Origin of the sequence: Xanthomonas arboricola pv. populi (genome assembly GCF_002939945.1) — a bacterium.
In the GTDB taxonomy this organism is placed as follows: Bacteria; Pseudomonadota; Gammaproteobacteria; order Xanthomonadales; family Xanthomonadaceae; genus Xanthomonas; species Xanthomonas arboricola_A.
Genome location: NZ_MDEB01000007.1, coordinates 209,650 through 223,146, shown reverse-complemented (window position 1 = coordinate 223,146; position 13,497 = coordinate 209,650). Strand labels below are relative to the sequence as shown.

Below are 13,497 nucleotides of genomic sequence, written 5' to 3'. Positions count from 1 at the left end.
GCTGATTAGACTTCCGCTGCCTTTTCTCTTGTGGCGCGGCTGTGTACCCACCGATACAGAATAGGCAGGACGACCAGCGTTAGCAGCGTCGAAGATACGATTCCGCCGATCACCACAGTGGCAAGTGGTCGCTGAACTTCCGAACCGGCGCCGACGTTGAGTGCCATTGGCACAAATCCAAGTGATGCCACCAGCGCTGTCATCAATACGGGTCTTAGCCGACTCAGCGCCCCCTCGCGGACCGCAACGGGCAACGGATCGCCTTTTTCCCGCAGTCCTCGAATAAAACTGATGAGTACCAAGCCATTGAGAACCGCTACACCCGACAGTGCAATGAACCCGATGCCTGCGGAGATGGACAACGGAATTCCACGCAAACTGAGCGCAATGATTCCACCCGTAAGCGCTAGCGGAACACCGCTAAAGACGATTGCCGAGTCTTTGACCGAGCGAAATGCCCAGAAAAGCAAGGCAAAGATGATGACCAGTGTGACTGGGACAACGATCGCCAATCGCTTACTTGCCGAACTCAACTGCTCGAAACTACCTCCGTATTCGATCCAATAGCCCGTCGGCGTCTTGACTTGGGCATCAACCACATCTTGAAGCTCGGTGACAAACCCACCTAGATCACGGTCGCGGACATTGGCAGTGACCGCAATTCGCCGCTTACCGTTATACCGATTGATCTGGTTTGCGCCTTCGCTCCGAGTGACCTTGGCAACTGCCGCAAGTGGAATGGTCTGGGGTCCGCTAGATTCCGAACCTGACAGGACGTCCTTGGAGGCCTTGAGTGGAATGGGCAACGACTCGATGGCACTGGGGTCTTGCCGCAACGCTTCCGGCAAACGGACAACAATGTCGAATCGGCGATCGCCTTCGAAGAGTTGTCCGGCGACTTGGCCGCCTACTGCTGTCGCAACGGTTTTTTGAATATCGTCGGCACTGAGTCCATAGCTTGCCAGTGCCATGCGGTTAGGAACAATCGATAGCAGCGGCAGTCCGCTGGCTTGCTCCACACGAACATCTGCAGCACCTGGAACATTTTTTGCGACCGCTTCAACTTGTTGCCCGATCTTGAGCAGCGTGTCTAGGTCATCTCCATAGATGTTGATGGCCACGTCCGACCTGACTCCCGAAATGAGTTCATTCGTGCGCATCTGGATCGGTTGCGAGAACTCGTAATTATTGCCGGGGATGCTATCCACCAGTTGCTCGACCTGTGCAACGAGATCGGCCTTGGGCTTGTCCGGGTTAGGCCACTGGTCACGTGGCTTCACCATCACAAAGGTATCGGCGACCGAGGGCGGCATCGGGTCAGACGCCACTTCTGCAGTGCCAATCTTCGAGAACACCCGGTCGATTTCAGGCACTTTCAGGAGTCGTTGCTCCAGTTGTCGCTGCATGCCCACCGATTGCGTGAGGCTAGTCCCCGGGATGCGCATGGCTTGCAGAGCAAAGTCGCCCTCATCCAGGCTTGGGACGAACTCACTTCCTAGCCTGGTTATAAGTAAGCCGCTGCACACGAGCAGGACAATGGCTCCAACGGCCACCCACTTTCCACTGCGCAGGCTGAGATCAAGCAGGGGTTCGTATCCTTTGCGGAAGCGTGCCATCAGCCAGTTTTCTTTCTCCTCCACCTTACCGCCCAGTGCCAACGCAATGGCAGCAGGAACGAAAGTAAGCGCAAGGACCATGGCGCCCGTCAATGCCAACACCACCGTGATCGCCATGGGATGGAACATCTTTCCTTCCACACCTGTTAGCGCAAAGATCGGTAGATAGACGGCGGTGATGATGCCGAGCCCGAACAAGCTGGGCCTGATGACTTCTGCTGTGGCGCTGGCGGTAATCTCAAAACGCTCGGCGAGATCCATTTGCCGTCCGAGCTGGTGTTGACGCTCGCCAAAGCGGCTCAGGCAGTTCTCGATGATGATCACGGCGCCGTCAACGATCAAACCAAAGTCAAGCGCACCCAAACTCATGAGATTGGCCGAGATCCCGCCGCGCGCCATGCCCGTTAGGGTGAAGAGCATCGCCAATGGGATCACTAGAGCGGTGATCAACGCGGCGCGAAAATTTCCGAGCAATAGAAACAAGATGACGATGACCAACACAGCGCCTTCGGTCAAATTCTTGGTCACGGTTCCGATGGTGCGATCAACCAGGGCTGTGCGATCGTAGACGGGTGTCGCTTTGACGCCATCAGGCAAGCTTTTCTCGGCATCCTTGAGCTTGGCTGCCGCTGCTTGCGCGACGTCACGGCTGTTAGCACCGATCAGCATCACGGCGGTGCCAAGCACGACTTCATGGCCATTTTGCGTTGCCGCACCCGTGCGTAGTTCGGCGCCGTCTGCAACTTGCGCCACATCTCGCACACGGATGACCGCACCGTCTCTCTTTGCGACCGCGATCTGCTCGATGTCACGGATGTCCGCAACTTGGGCGGGAATACGCACCAAGAACTGCTCACCATTGCGCTCGATGTAGCCTGCGCCAACGTTTTGATTGTTGAGCTGCAGAGAGTTGACGACGTCGTCGAGCGTTAAACCAAGAGACCTGAGGCGAGCGGGGTCTGGCGTGATGTGAACTTCACGTTTGTATCCGCCAAGTGTATTGATCTCGGTTACACCGGGGATGTTGCGCAGTTGCGGGCGGATGATCCAGTCTTGGAGCGTCCGTAGATCGGTGGCGGTGTAGGGCTTCCCGTCAGGCTTTCTCGCCTTCGGGTCGGCGTCGACGGTGTAGGAGAAGATTTCTCCCATGCCGGTTGCGATCGGGCCTAGTGTTGGCTCGATGCCGGCTGGAATTTGCGACTTCACCTGTTGCAATCGTTCGGACACCTGTTGCCTGGCGAAATAGATGTCCGTGCCGTCTTTGAAGACCACTGTGATCTGAGACAGACCATAGCGGGAAATGGATCGAAAATGATCCATCTCAGGAAGGCCCGCCATTGCGGTCTCGATGGGGTAGGTCACCCGCTGTTCGGCTTCCAAAGGCGAGTAGCCAGGTGCAGCCGTATTGACTTGCACCTGGACGTTGGTGATGTCTGGTGTGGCATCAATCGGTAGTTGACTGAAACTCCACACACCGATGGCAATCAGCAGCACCGTCATGGCCATGACGAGCCAGCGCTGACTGATCGAGATTCGAATGATTCGTTCGAGCATGTCAGTTCTCCTCAATGCTCGTGCGATGCGCCGGACTTCTCGATGTCAGCCTTGACGAGATAGCTCTGTTCGACCACAACCTGATCGCCAGCCTTGAGCCCTTCAAGCACCTCCACCTGTTCGGTATCGCCTTCGCCGAGTCTGACCGCATGTGCCGTGTAGGTGTCCCCGGTTCGCACGAACACTGCCTCGCCACCATCCAGCGTTTGCATTGCCGAACGCGGCACCATCAACGCGACATTACGGTTGCTGATCGCGATTTTTGCAGTCACGGCAACGCCAGGCCGCCACTGCCCGTCCAGGTTCTGCAGCGTTGCACGGGCGGTGGAGCTTTGACTTGCAGCGCTTGCTCCCGGCAGCACCCCATCGATCGTTGCTTGTGCACTCGTGCCGTCATATAAGCGCGTAACTACGACGCTTGATCCAGGCACCACCGAAGCCATTTGCGCGCCGAACACGCTGAGATCTGCCCAGACCTTGCTCAGATCGGCAACATCGAACAATACCTGTCCTTCCGCTGCGCCACCGCCGACCTGCGCCTGGCGCGTCAGCACAACACCACTGATTGGTGCGGATACGGAATAGGTGGAAAGGCTGAGGTTGCTTTCGATGCTCGCCATGGACTGCCCCGCTCTGACACGGTCACCCACATTTGCGCGCAGTGATCTGATGCGCCCCGGATAGCTCGCCGTGACTTTCGCATCGCTGCCATCGATTGCGGCGATCTGACCCTGCACTTCGAGTTCGATCGCAATGGCACCTGGCCCGGCCGCGACAACTCTGATGCCGTTTGCATCAGCCTCTTTACGAGCAATGCGTGTGGACTTGGGCGCTTCGTCCTGACCTTCTTCTTCGCCATGCGCCTCTTTTGCTTGTGGCTTGCTGTCAGCGGCTTCTTTATCGTCCTTTGCCTGTGGTCCGCCGCAGCCGGTCAACTGGGCGGCGATTGCGAACAAGAGCATGAGCGTGAAGGTATTCTTTCTGACCGGTTTCATGGCTGCGAGGTTTCCTTGGCGTTGGCGCCTGCTGTCGCCACTAATGGCTGACCAGTCAGTCGCTGAATTTCGATGAGAGAGGATTGGGCGGAAATGGCTGCCTGCAGCTGACGTCTACGTGCTTCGATACGTCTGTCTTGCAGCATTCCCCACTCCATGTAGCTGATCGCTCCGGCCCGCCATGCGCGATCTGCCTCTTTCTCAGCTTCCGCAAGGCGAGGAAGAACATCGGTGTCGAGCCGATTGACCTCCAGGCGCGCGATTGAGTAGTCGCCATGGGCAGCGGACAATGTAGAGAGCAGGCGAACCAGTAGCGCTTCACGCTCGACACCATTGAGGGCCAGCTCTGCTTCAGCCGAGCGAATTGCTGGCTGTGCACGGCGACCGGTTCCAATGGGGATACTCAGCCCCGCAATGACACCCACCGCGCTATCGCCTCGGAGTGCGCGTGCACCGATTTGCCATTGCGCGTCAGGACTGGCCTCGGTTCGAGCCAGGCGCACCTGAGCTTCAAGAATCCGTTCTTCACCTGCTACTTGAGCAAGTTCGGGATTGGAGGTCAGATAGTCGCTCAGTTGCTTGAAGTCACTCAGGGCAGGCAGTCGCATTGGATCGCCGGATACCAGGCCGGCCGCCGCTTCTCGCTGATTCCACAGAGCCGCGAGATTTTGTCGCGCCGAGCGCTCGGCTTGCGCTGCCCGATCACGATCAAGCTCTGCTTCTGCAAGGGCCGCCTTTGCTGTCAACACGACCGACTCGGGCGATGCACCTGCCTCCAAACGACGGCGTGCCGCATCGACGGTTCGCCTGCGCTGCTCGATGTCCAGCTCAGCGATTTCTCGCTGTCGGATGGCTGCGGTGATCGCGAGGTAGCGGCGTGCCGTTTCTGCCAACAGGTCCAGGCGTGCGATTTCACGCTGAGGAGCTAGCGCATCAATGCGTGCCATTGCCAGGGTCCGGCGGGCATCGAGCTTGCCGCCACGCTCCAAGATGCCCGAAAGCGTAACGGTCAGCTCTGCTTGACCGAATGTCCGGTAGGGGCCGGTGCCCAAGACATTTTCAAGCGTTGCACCCAGCATCATTTGTGGGCGTTGGCCTGCGCGTTCGGCATCCGCAGTCAGGACATCACGTTGTCCATCGACCAGGCGTAGGTCGGGGTGGGTCTTGGCAACGCGCTGAACTGCCTCGTCCAGTGTCAAATCTTGGGACAGCGGTCGATCCTGCGCATATAGCGCAGGCACGACCGCGAAGGCGGCTACTGCCGCCAATCGCAACCACATAGGAACTCTCCGATAGCGAAATGTAACGAAACCGCCAAAGGGCGGTGCAGTCGTTACAGCGCTATCGGGGGACGAATATCCGAGGAGGCTGGAAACGACACAGCCAGAGTCTTAATGGTTTGAGGCTGAAGCGCAGGTGCTTGCGTGGCATGCAAAATTAGCAATGCCGGCGTCACAGCGGTCAAATGCCCACAGCAATGCGACGCATGCATGAGTGCATCAAGCAACTCGCCTGTGTGCGGATCGCTGACAGGGGATGTCTCACCTTCGTTGTCTTGAGTGCCCGGGCTGTGCGAGTGGTCCGCAGACGCCAGGTAAGCCTGGTGCAAGTCTGCAACCGCAGCGAACACCGGATTGGACAGCACAGCAATCAGCAGCACAGCCATGGCTGGGATACGGAGCAGGCGACCAAGTTGGCGGAGCACGCGGTTCATATTGCGCGGACCATACGTGTGATTCCTCGCGTTACACAATCTCAATCGAGCGACGCATACATCGTCGATTAAGAGCGGCTAACAAAACGGAGCGAGCGGTGGTCAGGTGAGTGCGGGCGGCGCGTTCAGAACCGGAGTGTACGCGGGGGCCATGCCGATTCGGAGCCGGTGATCGCCTTGCAGGCGGTCGCTGTTGAAGCCCCATGACAAAGCGCCGCATGGAGGCGGCGCTTTGTTGACTGAAGAGCTACTCCGAATATCACGGAACGCCGATGACACCGGCCGACGTCCTGAGCGTTGACCCGCTCGCCTCCATCCGGTGGGAGGTTGCGGCCGTGCCCCTCACTCGTCGGTTGGCGCCAGTTCCCACCCAGCGTTTTCACCGCCGGGTGAAAGCGGATTGTCGTCGCCGGCAGCGGTGGGCAGGTCGGCCGGGGCGAGGGAGTAGCTATACAGCTCGTGCAGCACCTGTTGCATTGGCGTGTAGTAGACGATGGAACGGCCGCCAGACTCGCCGGAGGAAATGATCCCGATCAGATGCTTGTCGTAGGTGACGACTGGTCCGCCGGAGTCGCCGTTGTCGATGCTATCGAGCTCGGACGAGTGGGCGGCATCGATGTGCTGATAACTCGGTCTGGGAATTCCCGGCACCAGAGACATGCCTTGCCACACGCAGCGGACGCCGGTGCGCCACCCGCTTGTGCAGAACTGTCCATCCGGCGCGCTCGACCAACCGGTTACAGCAAGTCGCGCCTCCCGCCCGGCGCGCGGCATGAACACCTGATTGTTTGCACGGGGAGTGTAGGACTGGATCGGATTGCAGAAGGCAGCGCTGCCGTGGGACGCGCAGTACAGCGATGACGGACCCGGCTGGGGCGAAACTCGCACGAGTTCAATGTCCGAGGTGGCCGACTGCCACACAACGGTGCCGATGGCAGCGGTACCCATGTGGATGCTCGAGTACATCGGCGCGCAGTGCTTGGCCAGCACGATCCATCGCGTGGCACGCTGGTACGGCGTCAGTCTGTGCAAGATGCTCGTGGGCACCAACACTGCCCCCACGGTGCATGATCCCGAAGGAACGCTGACCTTCGAGCCGGAGATGACCGGGAGGGCCGCACGATCGGGATTTCGTGGTGCCACCACGCCCGGGGTCTGCGCCGTGGCGAACGGGGATGCGAGGGTGGTGACAATGGCAATTGCGAGTGCTGCCACGTGCTTTTGCAGTGGTCGGATTTTCATCAGGGATCGAGTTCTCTCAGGGATGTCGGGGTCGGGGAAAGTGGTGGTTCGCGAGATTCATTCGCGCATTGATAAATAGGCGGTGTCACTGCGGTGGATGGGTTCGAGACGGTGAGCGATATCGCCATCCCTGTTGCACCAACGCACAGGACGATCGACGTCTCTTACCGTCACTTTCGAGGTGATATTGCGAGGTCGCCATCATCGGCGGTGGAGCTCGCGGCGCGCTGCTTGCCTACGAACTGCGGCGTCGTGTAACGAAGGCCGAAGGCGGCCCGACGCCGGCCTCGGCTTCGGCTTCGGCAGCACCTCGGCGAGTACCGCCCTGCCACGATCAGGGGTCGACACAGCGCCGGTCGACTTGGCGAGACGCTGCGGCACGCCTGCCGCGCTTTCCTACAGTGCCTGCGCGCAGGCAATCGTCGACCTCCAATGCTGCGGGAACATCTAGCTTGTCGATGAACCCGAAATGCGGGGTCGACTGCCAGAACCCGTTGTCCAGATCATGGTTCTGGCTGCGCTGGATCGGGCCAACCCAAGGCGTTCGGTGCGCTTGGACGTGCGCCAAGACGTCATGCCGGTGCAGCACTTGGTTTTGCTTGATGTGGTGAAGCACGGCCGCTGGCGCCGGCTGAGGGTTGGACACCAAGAAAAGCGCGATACGGTCAGTTACATGGAGTCCCCACGGTGTGCTGCCAGCGAGGAAGTCGCTGATCGCTGTATGCGCCTGGGTGAGCGCTTCGGTCCCGGCGTGCGGCCTGCACCAGCTGTCGCCCCGTTGGTCGTTGCTTGCCCTGCCGCGGTCAGACTGCGGCAAGTCAGCAAGACTGCTGCACACTAGGCCGCATCGCTGGCGCCTCCCGTGCGCCGGCACCCTGATCCGGCGGATCGCTGGTCTTCCATGCAGCCACTCCCTCACAACGCCACGCATGTCCCGCACCCGGCGGTCGCACCGTGGCGACGGCCGCTGGAGTGGTTGCGCAGGCAGTTGCGCGCCAACGATCTCTGGTTCATCGGGCTGGCGGCGGCGGTCGGGTTGATCGCCGCGGCACTGATGGTGGTGCAGGCTGGCATTGCGCACGCGCTGCAGGCCTGGCTGTACGGGCTTGCGCCGGGCGAGCGGCTCAGTACCGCCGAGTCGATCACTACGACCCAGTTGTTGGCGCTGCCGTTGGGCGGCCTGTTGGTGGGCCTGGTGGCATTGCTGGCGCGGCGGCGCAAGCGGCCGCTGGTGGATGCGGTGGAAGCCAATGCCTTGCACGGCGGGCGCCTGTCGATGCGCGACAACCTGATCGTGGCGGTGCAGACGTTGCTGTCCAATGGCTTTGGCGCATCGGTGGGGCTGGAGGCCGCCTATACGCAGATGGGCGCGGGCGCGGGGTCGCACCTGGGCCGTGTCCTGCGGGTACGCCGGGCCGACATGCGCACGCTGGTCGGTGCCGGCGCGGCAGGAGCGATCGCCGGTGCGTTCGGGGCGCCGCTGGCCGGTGCGTTCTACGCGTTCGAGATCGTGATCGGCGCCTATACGCCGTCGGCGCTTGCGCCGGTGGCTGCGGCGGCCCTGGCCGGCGCGTTCATGGCCAACGCGCTGGGTGCTGCGCCGTATTCGTTGCCGGCGGCGGTCGCCTATCAATTGCAGCCACGCGACTATGCGATCTACATTGCGCTGGGGCTGACCTGTGCGTTGATCGGCATCGCGGTGATGCGGCTGGTGGCCGGTATCGAGCGCGCTGTGGGGCGGATCGATCTACCGATCTGGGGCCGCCCGGTGGTGGGTGGATTGATGCTGATTCCGTTGGCGATGTATTCGCCGCAAGTGCTGTCGTCGGGACATGGCGCCCTGCATCTGGACATGACCGGCAGCAGCACGCTGCAGATGCTGGCCGGTTTGCTGGTGCTCAAATGCATCGCGTCGGGCATCTCGCTGGGTTTCGGCTTCCGTGGCGGCCTGTTCTTCGCCTCGTTGTTCATGGGCTCCCTGGTGGGCGGTCTGTTTGCAGTGTTCCTGAATCTGCTGGTCGGCGCTGCGGCGGTGGACATCACCAGCGCGTCGTTGGTGGGCATGGCCGCGTTGGCGGCGGCCATTGTCGGTGCGCCGATGACGATGGCCATGCTGATCCTGGAAGGCACGCATGATTTCGTGCTGGCGAGCGCGGTGATGGTGGCGGTGCTGGTGGCCAATACGGTGGTGCGTCAGGTGTTTGGCTATTCGTTCTCGACCTGGCGCCTGCATCTGCGTGGCGAAAACATCCGCAGCGCACGCGATGTGGGGTGGGTGCGCAATCTGTCGGCCGGCAAGATGATGCGCAAGGACGCCAACCACACCGCGCACGACACCACGGTCAGTGAGTTTCGCCGGCGGTTTCCGTTGGGGTCCACGCAGCGCGTGGTGCTGGAAGACGCCGCCGGCCATTACGCCGGTGTGGTGCCGTTGGCGGTGCCGTATGCGGACAATGTGCAGGCCGATGCGCCAGTGAGCGACTACGCCAAGCACCGCGATGCGGCGTTGCTGGCAGACACCGACATCGTGGCGGTGATGAAGGTCTTCGACGCGACGCAGGCCGACGAGTTGGCGGTGATCGACGCCCAACGCAGGGTGCTTGGCGTGCTGTCGGAAGGCTTCGTGCGCAAGCGCTATGCCGAAGAACTGGAAAAACGCGAGCGCGAACTGATGGGAGAGCGTGTGGTCGGCGATGACTGAGCGACGTGCTGCCAGTAGCGGCTGAAGCGACAGGGCACGTGGTGGCCCGGCACGGCCACTGCGTGCAGACGGCGTCTCCGGCACCTGCCGCCTGTGCGTTGCCCATCATCTATCTGCTACCGCGGTTCACCACGGCGATTCCCTCGCCGCTGGTCGCCATCGTGGTGCTGACGGCGCTGTCCTTTGCGCGCAAGGTCGGGCGCATGTTGCAGGTGCAGGCCAGCGAGCGTGACGACGGGGTGCGCGTGTATGCGGTGCGCGGCCAGGTGTTCTTTGCATCGGCCGGGCAGTTCGTGGCCAGCTTCGATTTTCCGGGCGCGCCGCCGACGGTGCTGATCGATCTGACCCACGCGCACTTGTGGGACATCAGCGCGGTGGCGGCGCTGGATCGGGTGGTGCTCAAGCTGCGCGCGCACGGCGCCGGGGTCGCGGTGGTCGGCGTGAATCAGGCCAGCGGCACGCTGATCGAAACCCTAGGAACCCATCGGCGCGATGGAGCGCGCCTGCAGCTGGGTCACCGAGTCTGCTGCTCGTGCGCAGCCAGCTCGGCCGTCAGTGCCGCCGTGTGGCGTGCATGTTCGTCCATCAACGCGGACAGACGACGATGGCAGTCGCGGAAGGCCAGCGCGGAGGCCGGCATGTCGCAGGCATCGAAGGTTCTGGCCTCGGCCTTCCAGGCGGCGAGCAGGTCTTCCAGGTCGCAGATCAGGCTCGGCATGCTGGTGACTCCATGGGCGTTCCCATCAGTACGGCCACAGGCGTCGGCCGGATGCAGTCGCGCTCGTTCGCCGCACGCGTGGCCGCTGGGGGGCATTGCGATCGTGCAGGACACACGTGCGCGTCACATCGGCGGGAGGAGGGTGGCTGTGCGGTCTTTTACTGCTGGAGCTGACCATGAGCAATGACGAAAGCGGCAACCGCGGCGTAGACGATCCCACCCCGCCCAATGGCGTCAAGGCGCCGGGCAGGGACACCGCGCCGATCCAGGAAGGGCCTGCGCAGGACAGCGAGATCGATGACGACGATGGCATCGAAGACCCGGTGGAGGACGATGACGACCTGGGCGAGGAAGACGACGAAGACGAAGACCAGTAAGCGCGTCGCAGCGTTGCACGCGGCTGTGCATCGTTGAGCCCGGCAACGCCGCCGGTTGTGCGGCAGGTGCTGGCTGCGGCCGGCCATGCTGCCTAGACTGGAGGCTTGCCCATCCTGTGACGTCCATGGATACCTCCCTGTCGCCCTTGCCCAGCATCGCGTTGGGCCAGTACCGCCACTTCAAGGGCGGCCTTTATGAAGTGCTCGGCGTCGTGCGGTGCAGCGAAACGCTGGCCCCGCTGGTGCTCTATCGTCCGTTGGACAGCGACATCGGTCTATGGGTGCGACCGTATGCGATGTTCGTCGCGCAGGTCGAGGTGGAGGGCATTGCCCGTCCCCGCTTCGCGCGGGTCGCGTAGGCGCGTCCTGGTCTGTCCGACGCTACGTGCTTACCGGCAGCCGGCGCGATGGCAATGACGGCCGCCGCTGCCGCGCCCGTCATCACGCCCGATGGCCGTTATCTGATCGTGCGTGGCCGGCTCTGGCGCACCGCCAACCCGCATCTGCACGAGCACGTCCGTGCCGGGCTGGTCAGCGCGTTGATGGACGCGCGACGCGCGGTCAAGGCGGCCAAGCGCGACGACGATGTCGGGCGGCTGGCCGCGGCGCGTGCAGCGGTCGATCGTGCCAAGACGGCCTTGGGAGAGCGCGGCCCGGTGTGGTGGAGCGATGGCGCAAAAGACTTCAATCGGCATCTGGTCAAGAACACGCCTTACGCCAACTGGTTTGCGTCGCTTGCTACGCCCGATACCTGAGGACTCGCTACAGCGTGCGACGCTTGCCGTTTGCAACGACAAGGCCCGGGAATCCCGGGCCTTGTCTGCTGGATCAAACGCCCGGCGATGTAGAGCGGCTAACAAACCTGCTGCGTGGCCGCCAGGCGGGCGCGGTCGGTGCTCGGCATCGGCATGTACCACTCGTACATGTCGGTTTTGAGCGCGTCGTTCGCACCCACCTGACGACCGCCCGCGACGTTTTGTCAGCCGCTCTCAATCAACGTGGCTAAAAGGAGTGGGCGGCCACTCTCAGCCCAGGTCGCAATCGCTCGGCTGCGGCCAGGTGGTGGCGGGTAGCATGGCCTTGACGGCGGCCGGTGCGGTGATGCCGATGGTGCTGGCACCGTAGAGGTCTTCCAGTTCGTCGATGCTGACGATGTAGCTGTCCAGCGAGCCGAGGCTGGCGCTGTTGGGAATCAGCCAGCTGATCGCACGGGTGCCGCCGCCGGGGTTGGCGGTGATGATCGTCTTCCAGAAGAAATCCGGGGTGCGGATGCCGTGGCTGCTCAGAAAGTAATCGTTGCTGGTGTCGCTGTAGATCACACCGCCGTAGACCTGCACGCTGGCGATATCGCGGTAACACTCGGCCACGTTTTCGGCACGCACCCAGATGCCTTGGTTGAAGCTGGCCACCTGCGGAACGATGTTGGACATCAGGTTGGCGCGACGGATGTAGGTCGCGTTGTAATCCATGTGGTTGGACGTCACCAGGTGGCCGCGATCGTAGCCGGAGCGCACGCTGGCATAGGAATTGGTGGAGGTCTGACCTGCGCAGCCGCTGGGCAGTTCGGTGTCCAGATTGAAGCTGGACGGGCGCGCGGCCGAGCCGGTATCGGCCTGCAGGACGTATTCGTAGCGCAGCGCGGTGTGGTTGGTGCAGTCGTAGCTCAGCGTGTAACCGCCCTTGTTGAGCGTGACGACCTGGGCTTGGGCTATGGCACTGAAAGCGGTGAGAAGAACAACGGCAAAGAAAGTCCGGAAGCGCATGGGAGTGAATCTCCTGGAAATCAATCGGACGCACGAAGCCACCGCCGGCTGCTGGTGAGCAGATCGACGCTCAGCGGAACGCGCGCTGGAAGGGGGACAGTTGGCTCGGTGTTCAGCGAGCGGGACAGCTATCGCATGCAAATGTTTCTTGGTGGTGACGCACGCGTTAGGAACGTGCGCTCGGCCCATTTTTTTCGGTGGAGGTGTGATGCGTTTCGCACATTATCGCGTCATGAGTTCTGCCCGATGTCCGTGTGCACGCCGCGCCGCCTTCTGCCGCACACGCTGCCCTTGCGCAGCGTGTTGAGTTGCGCGGGTGTCGGCCCCTTGCCTGCGCCACCAACCGATGCGCCGCTGCGCGATCTGCCGATCAGTGCGCGCGTGCTGGATCAGACCCTGCTCGAAGGATGCCGGCGTCACCGATCCGGCTGGTGCGCTGGAGATGGCCAGCGGCATCACCAAGGCCAGCAACCTGGGCGGTCTGTGGGACAGCGACTCGAGGCGCGGCTTCACCGGCGACCCGAATTTCGGCTCGGACTACATGGTCAACGGCTTCAACGCCAGCCGCGGCTACGGCCTGCGCGATGCGGCCAACACGCAGAGCATCGAGATGATCAAGGGCCCGGCCTGGGCGTTGTACGGACGCGGCGAGCCGGGCGGGGCGGGGCGGTCAATATCGTTACCAAGCAGCCCTTGTTTCAGCCGCAGCACAGCGTGGATCTGTCGGCAGGGCGCTTCGACAGTTATCGCGCTGCGGTCGACAGCACCGGCTCGCTGCGCGACAACCTGGCCTATCGGCTGAATGTCATGCACAAGA

11 protein-coding genes, 2 other RNA genes and 3 pseudogenes are annotated in these 13,497 nt (G+C 62.2%); 7 read left to right on the top strand and 9 right to left on the bottom strand.

What is annotated here, in order from left to right; all coding sequences use genetic code 11:
• Positions 1–5: 5 nt before the first annotated feature.
• From XaplCFBP3123_RS17750 to XaplCFBP3123_RS21915, 7 genes are all read right to left on the bottom strand, one after another.
• On the bottom strand, positions 6–3,170 hold the full coding sequence (locus XaplCFBP3123_RS17750; RefSeq protein WP_104535212.1) for an efflux RND transporter permease subunit: 3,165 nt from the start codon (positions 3,168–3,170) through the stop codon (positions 6–8).
• 11 nt (positions 3,171–3,181) lie between these two features.
• Entirely contained in the window at positions 3,182–4,165 is a 984-nt protein-coding gene (locus XaplCFBP3123_RS17745) for an efflux RND transporter periplasmic adaptor subunit (protein ID WP_104535211.1), read from the bottom strand.
• A complete protein-coding gene (locus tag XaplCFBP3123_RS17740) occupies positions 4,162–5,445 on the bottom strand; it encodes a TolC family protein (protein ID WP_104535210.1) in 1,284 nt (427 codons plus the stop codon). Before XaplCFBP3123_RS17740 ends, XaplCFBP3123_RS17745 begins: the two co-directional genes overlap by 4 nt.
• A gap of 53 nt (positions 5,446–5,498) precedes the next feature.
• The gene (locus XaplCFBP3123_RS21295) at positions 5,499–5,879 is read right to left on the bottom strand and encodes a hypothetical protein (RefSeq protein ID WP_216361737.1); all 381 of its coding nucleotides are present in this window, start codon (positions 5,877–5,879) and stop codon (positions 5,499–5,501) included.
• A 76-nt stretch (positions 5,880–5,955) separates the two neighbouring features.
• Positions 5,956–6,032: non-coding RNA, sX9 sRNA (locus tag XaplCFBP3123_RS17730), on the bottom strand.
• Between the two features lie 189 nt (positions 6,033–6,221).
• Positions 6,222–7,121, bottom strand: a complete 900-nt coding sequence (locus XaplCFBP3123_RS17725) for a trypsin-like serine protease (protein WP_104535208.1) — start codon at positions 7,119–7,121, stop codon at positions 6,222–6,224.
• Positions 7,122–7,455: 334 nt separating this feature from the next.
• On the bottom strand, positions 7,456–8,052 hold the full coding sequence (locus tag XaplCFBP3123_RS21915; RefSeq protein WP_429001638.1) for a KUP/HAK/KT family potassium transporter: 597 nt from the start codon (positions 8,050–8,052) through the stop codon (positions 7,456–7,458).
• Between XaplCFBP3123_RS21915 and XaplCFBP3123_RS17715 the strand changes: the two genes are divergently transcribed.
• Positions 8,023–9,822, top strand: a complete 1,800-nt coding sequence (locus XaplCFBP3123_RS17715; RefSeq protein ID WP_104535206.1) for a chloride channel protein — start codon at positions 8,023–8,025, stop codon at positions 9,820–9,822. The two genes, XaplCFBP3123_RS21915 and XaplCFBP3123_RS17715, sit on opposite strands and share 30 nt — an antisense overlap.
• Positions 9,823–9,977: 155 nt before the next feature.
• A pseudogene (locus XaplCFBP3123_RS17710) lies at positions 9,978–10,340 on the top strand (STAS domain-containing protein); the annotation flags it as partial.
• Here the strand turns inward: XaplCFBP3123_RS17710 and XaplCFBP3123_RS17705 are convergent.
• Positions 10,296–10,540, bottom strand: a pseudogene (locus tag XaplCFBP3123_RS17705) (hypothetical protein). The pseudogenes XaplCFBP3123_RS17710 and XaplCFBP3123_RS17705 sit on opposite strands and share 45 nt — an antisense overlap.
• A gap of 176 nt (positions 10,541–10,716) precedes the next feature.
• On the opposite strand from XaplCFBP3123_RS17705, the gene XaplCFBP3123_RS17700 reads away from it, so the two are divergent.
• The 4 genes from XaplCFBP3123_RS17700 to XaplCFBP3123_RS17685 all read left to right on the top strand — a co-directional run bounded on the left by XaplCFBP3123_RS17700 (position 10,717) and on the right by XaplCFBP3123_RS17685 (position 11,902).
• A complete protein-coding gene (locus XaplCFBP3123_RS17700) occupies positions 10,717–10,917 on the top strand; it encodes a hypothetical protein (RefSeq protein ID WP_104535204.1) in 201 nt (66 codons plus the stop codon).
• Positions 10,918–11,042: 125 nt separating this feature from the next.
• Positions 11,043–11,276, top strand: a complete 234-nt coding sequence (locus XaplCFBP3123_RS17695; RefSeq protein ID WP_104535203.1) for a DUF1653 domain-containing protein — start codon at positions 11,043–11,045, stop codon at positions 11,274–11,276.
• A 54-nt stretch (positions 11,277–11,330) separates the two neighbouring features.
• On the top strand, positions 11,331–11,672 hold the full coding sequence (locus XaplCFBP3123_RS17690) for a hypothetical protein (RefSeq protein ID WP_104535202.1): 342 nt from the start codon (positions 11,331–11,333) through the stop codon (positions 11,670–11,672).
• A 153-nt stretch (positions 11,673–11,825) separates the two neighbouring features.
• Positions 11,826–11,902: non-coding RNA, sX9 sRNA (locus tag XaplCFBP3123_RS17685), on the top strand.
• Positions 11,903–11,942: 40 nt separating this feature from the next.
• Here XaplCFBP3123_RS17685 and XaplCFBP3123_RS17680 read toward each other — a convergent pair.
• Positions 11,943–12,680 carry a DNA/RNA non-specific endonuclease gene (locus tag XaplCFBP3123_RS17680; RefSeq protein ID WP_104535201.1) on the bottom strand — a complete coding sequence of 246 codons (738 nt, stop codon included), beginning with the start codon at positions 12,678–12,680 and terminating at the stop codon, positions 11,943–11,945.
• 246 nt (positions 12,681–12,926) lie between these two features.
• On the opposite strand from XaplCFBP3123_RS17680, the pseudogene XaplCFBP3123_RS21865 reads away from it, so the two are divergent.
• Positions 12,927–13,496: pseudogene (locus XaplCFBP3123_RS21865) on the top strand (TonB-dependent receptor plug domain-containing protein); the annotation flags it as partial.
• Position 13,497: the final 1 nt, after the last annotated feature.

Excerpts from the sequence above, each read along its gene's own strand:
- XaplCFBP3123_RS21915 (WP_429001638.1), bottom strand. The coding sequence starts at position 8,052 with ATGCGTGGCGTTGTGAGGGAGTGGCTGCATGGAAGACCAGCGATCCGC.
- XaplCFBP3123_RS17715 (WP_104535206.1), top strand. The coding sequence starts at position 8,023 with ATGCAGCCACTCCCTCACAACGCCACGCATGTCCCGCACCCGGCGGTC.
- XaplCFBP3123_RS17695 (WP_104535203.1), top strand. The coding sequence starts at position 11,043 with ATGGATACCTCCCTGTCGCCCTTGCCCAGCATCGCGTTGGGCCAGTAC.
- XaplCFBP3123_RS17725 (WP_104535208.1), bottom strand. The coding sequence starts at position 7,121 with ATGAAAATCCGACCACTGCAAAAGCACGTGGCAGCACTCGCAATTGCC.
- XaplCFBP3123_RS17745 (WP_104535211.1), bottom strand. The coding sequence starts at position 4,165 with ATGAAACCGGTCAGAAAGAATACCTTCACGCTCATGCTCTTGTTCGCA.
- XaplCFBP3123_RS17680 (WP_104535201.1), bottom strand. The coding sequence starts at position 12,680 with ATGCGCTTCCGGACTTTCTTTGCCGTTGTTCTTCTCACCGCTTTCAGT.
- XaplCFBP3123_RS21295 (WP_216361737.1), bottom strand. The coding sequence starts at position 5,879 with ATGAACCGCGTGCTCCGCCAACTTGGTCGCCTGCTCCGTATCCCAGCC.
- XaplCFBP3123_RS17740 (WP_104535210.1), bottom strand. The coding sequence starts at position 5,445 with ATGTGGTTGCGATTGGCGGCAGTAGCCGCCTTCGCGGTCGTGCCTGCG.
- XaplCFBP3123_RS17750 (WP_104535212.1), bottom strand. The coding sequence starts at position 3,170 with ATGCTCGAACGAATCATTCGAATCTCGATCAGTCAGCGCTGGCTCGTC.
- XaplCFBP3123_RS17690 (WP_104535202.1), top strand. The coding sequence starts at position 11,331 with ATGACGGCCGCCGCTGCCGCGCCCGTCATCACGCCCGATGGCCGTTAT.
- XaplCFBP3123_RS17700 (WP_104535204.1), top strand. The coding sequence starts at position 10,717 with ATGAGCAATGACGAAAGCGGCAACCGCGGCGTAGACGATCCCACCCCG.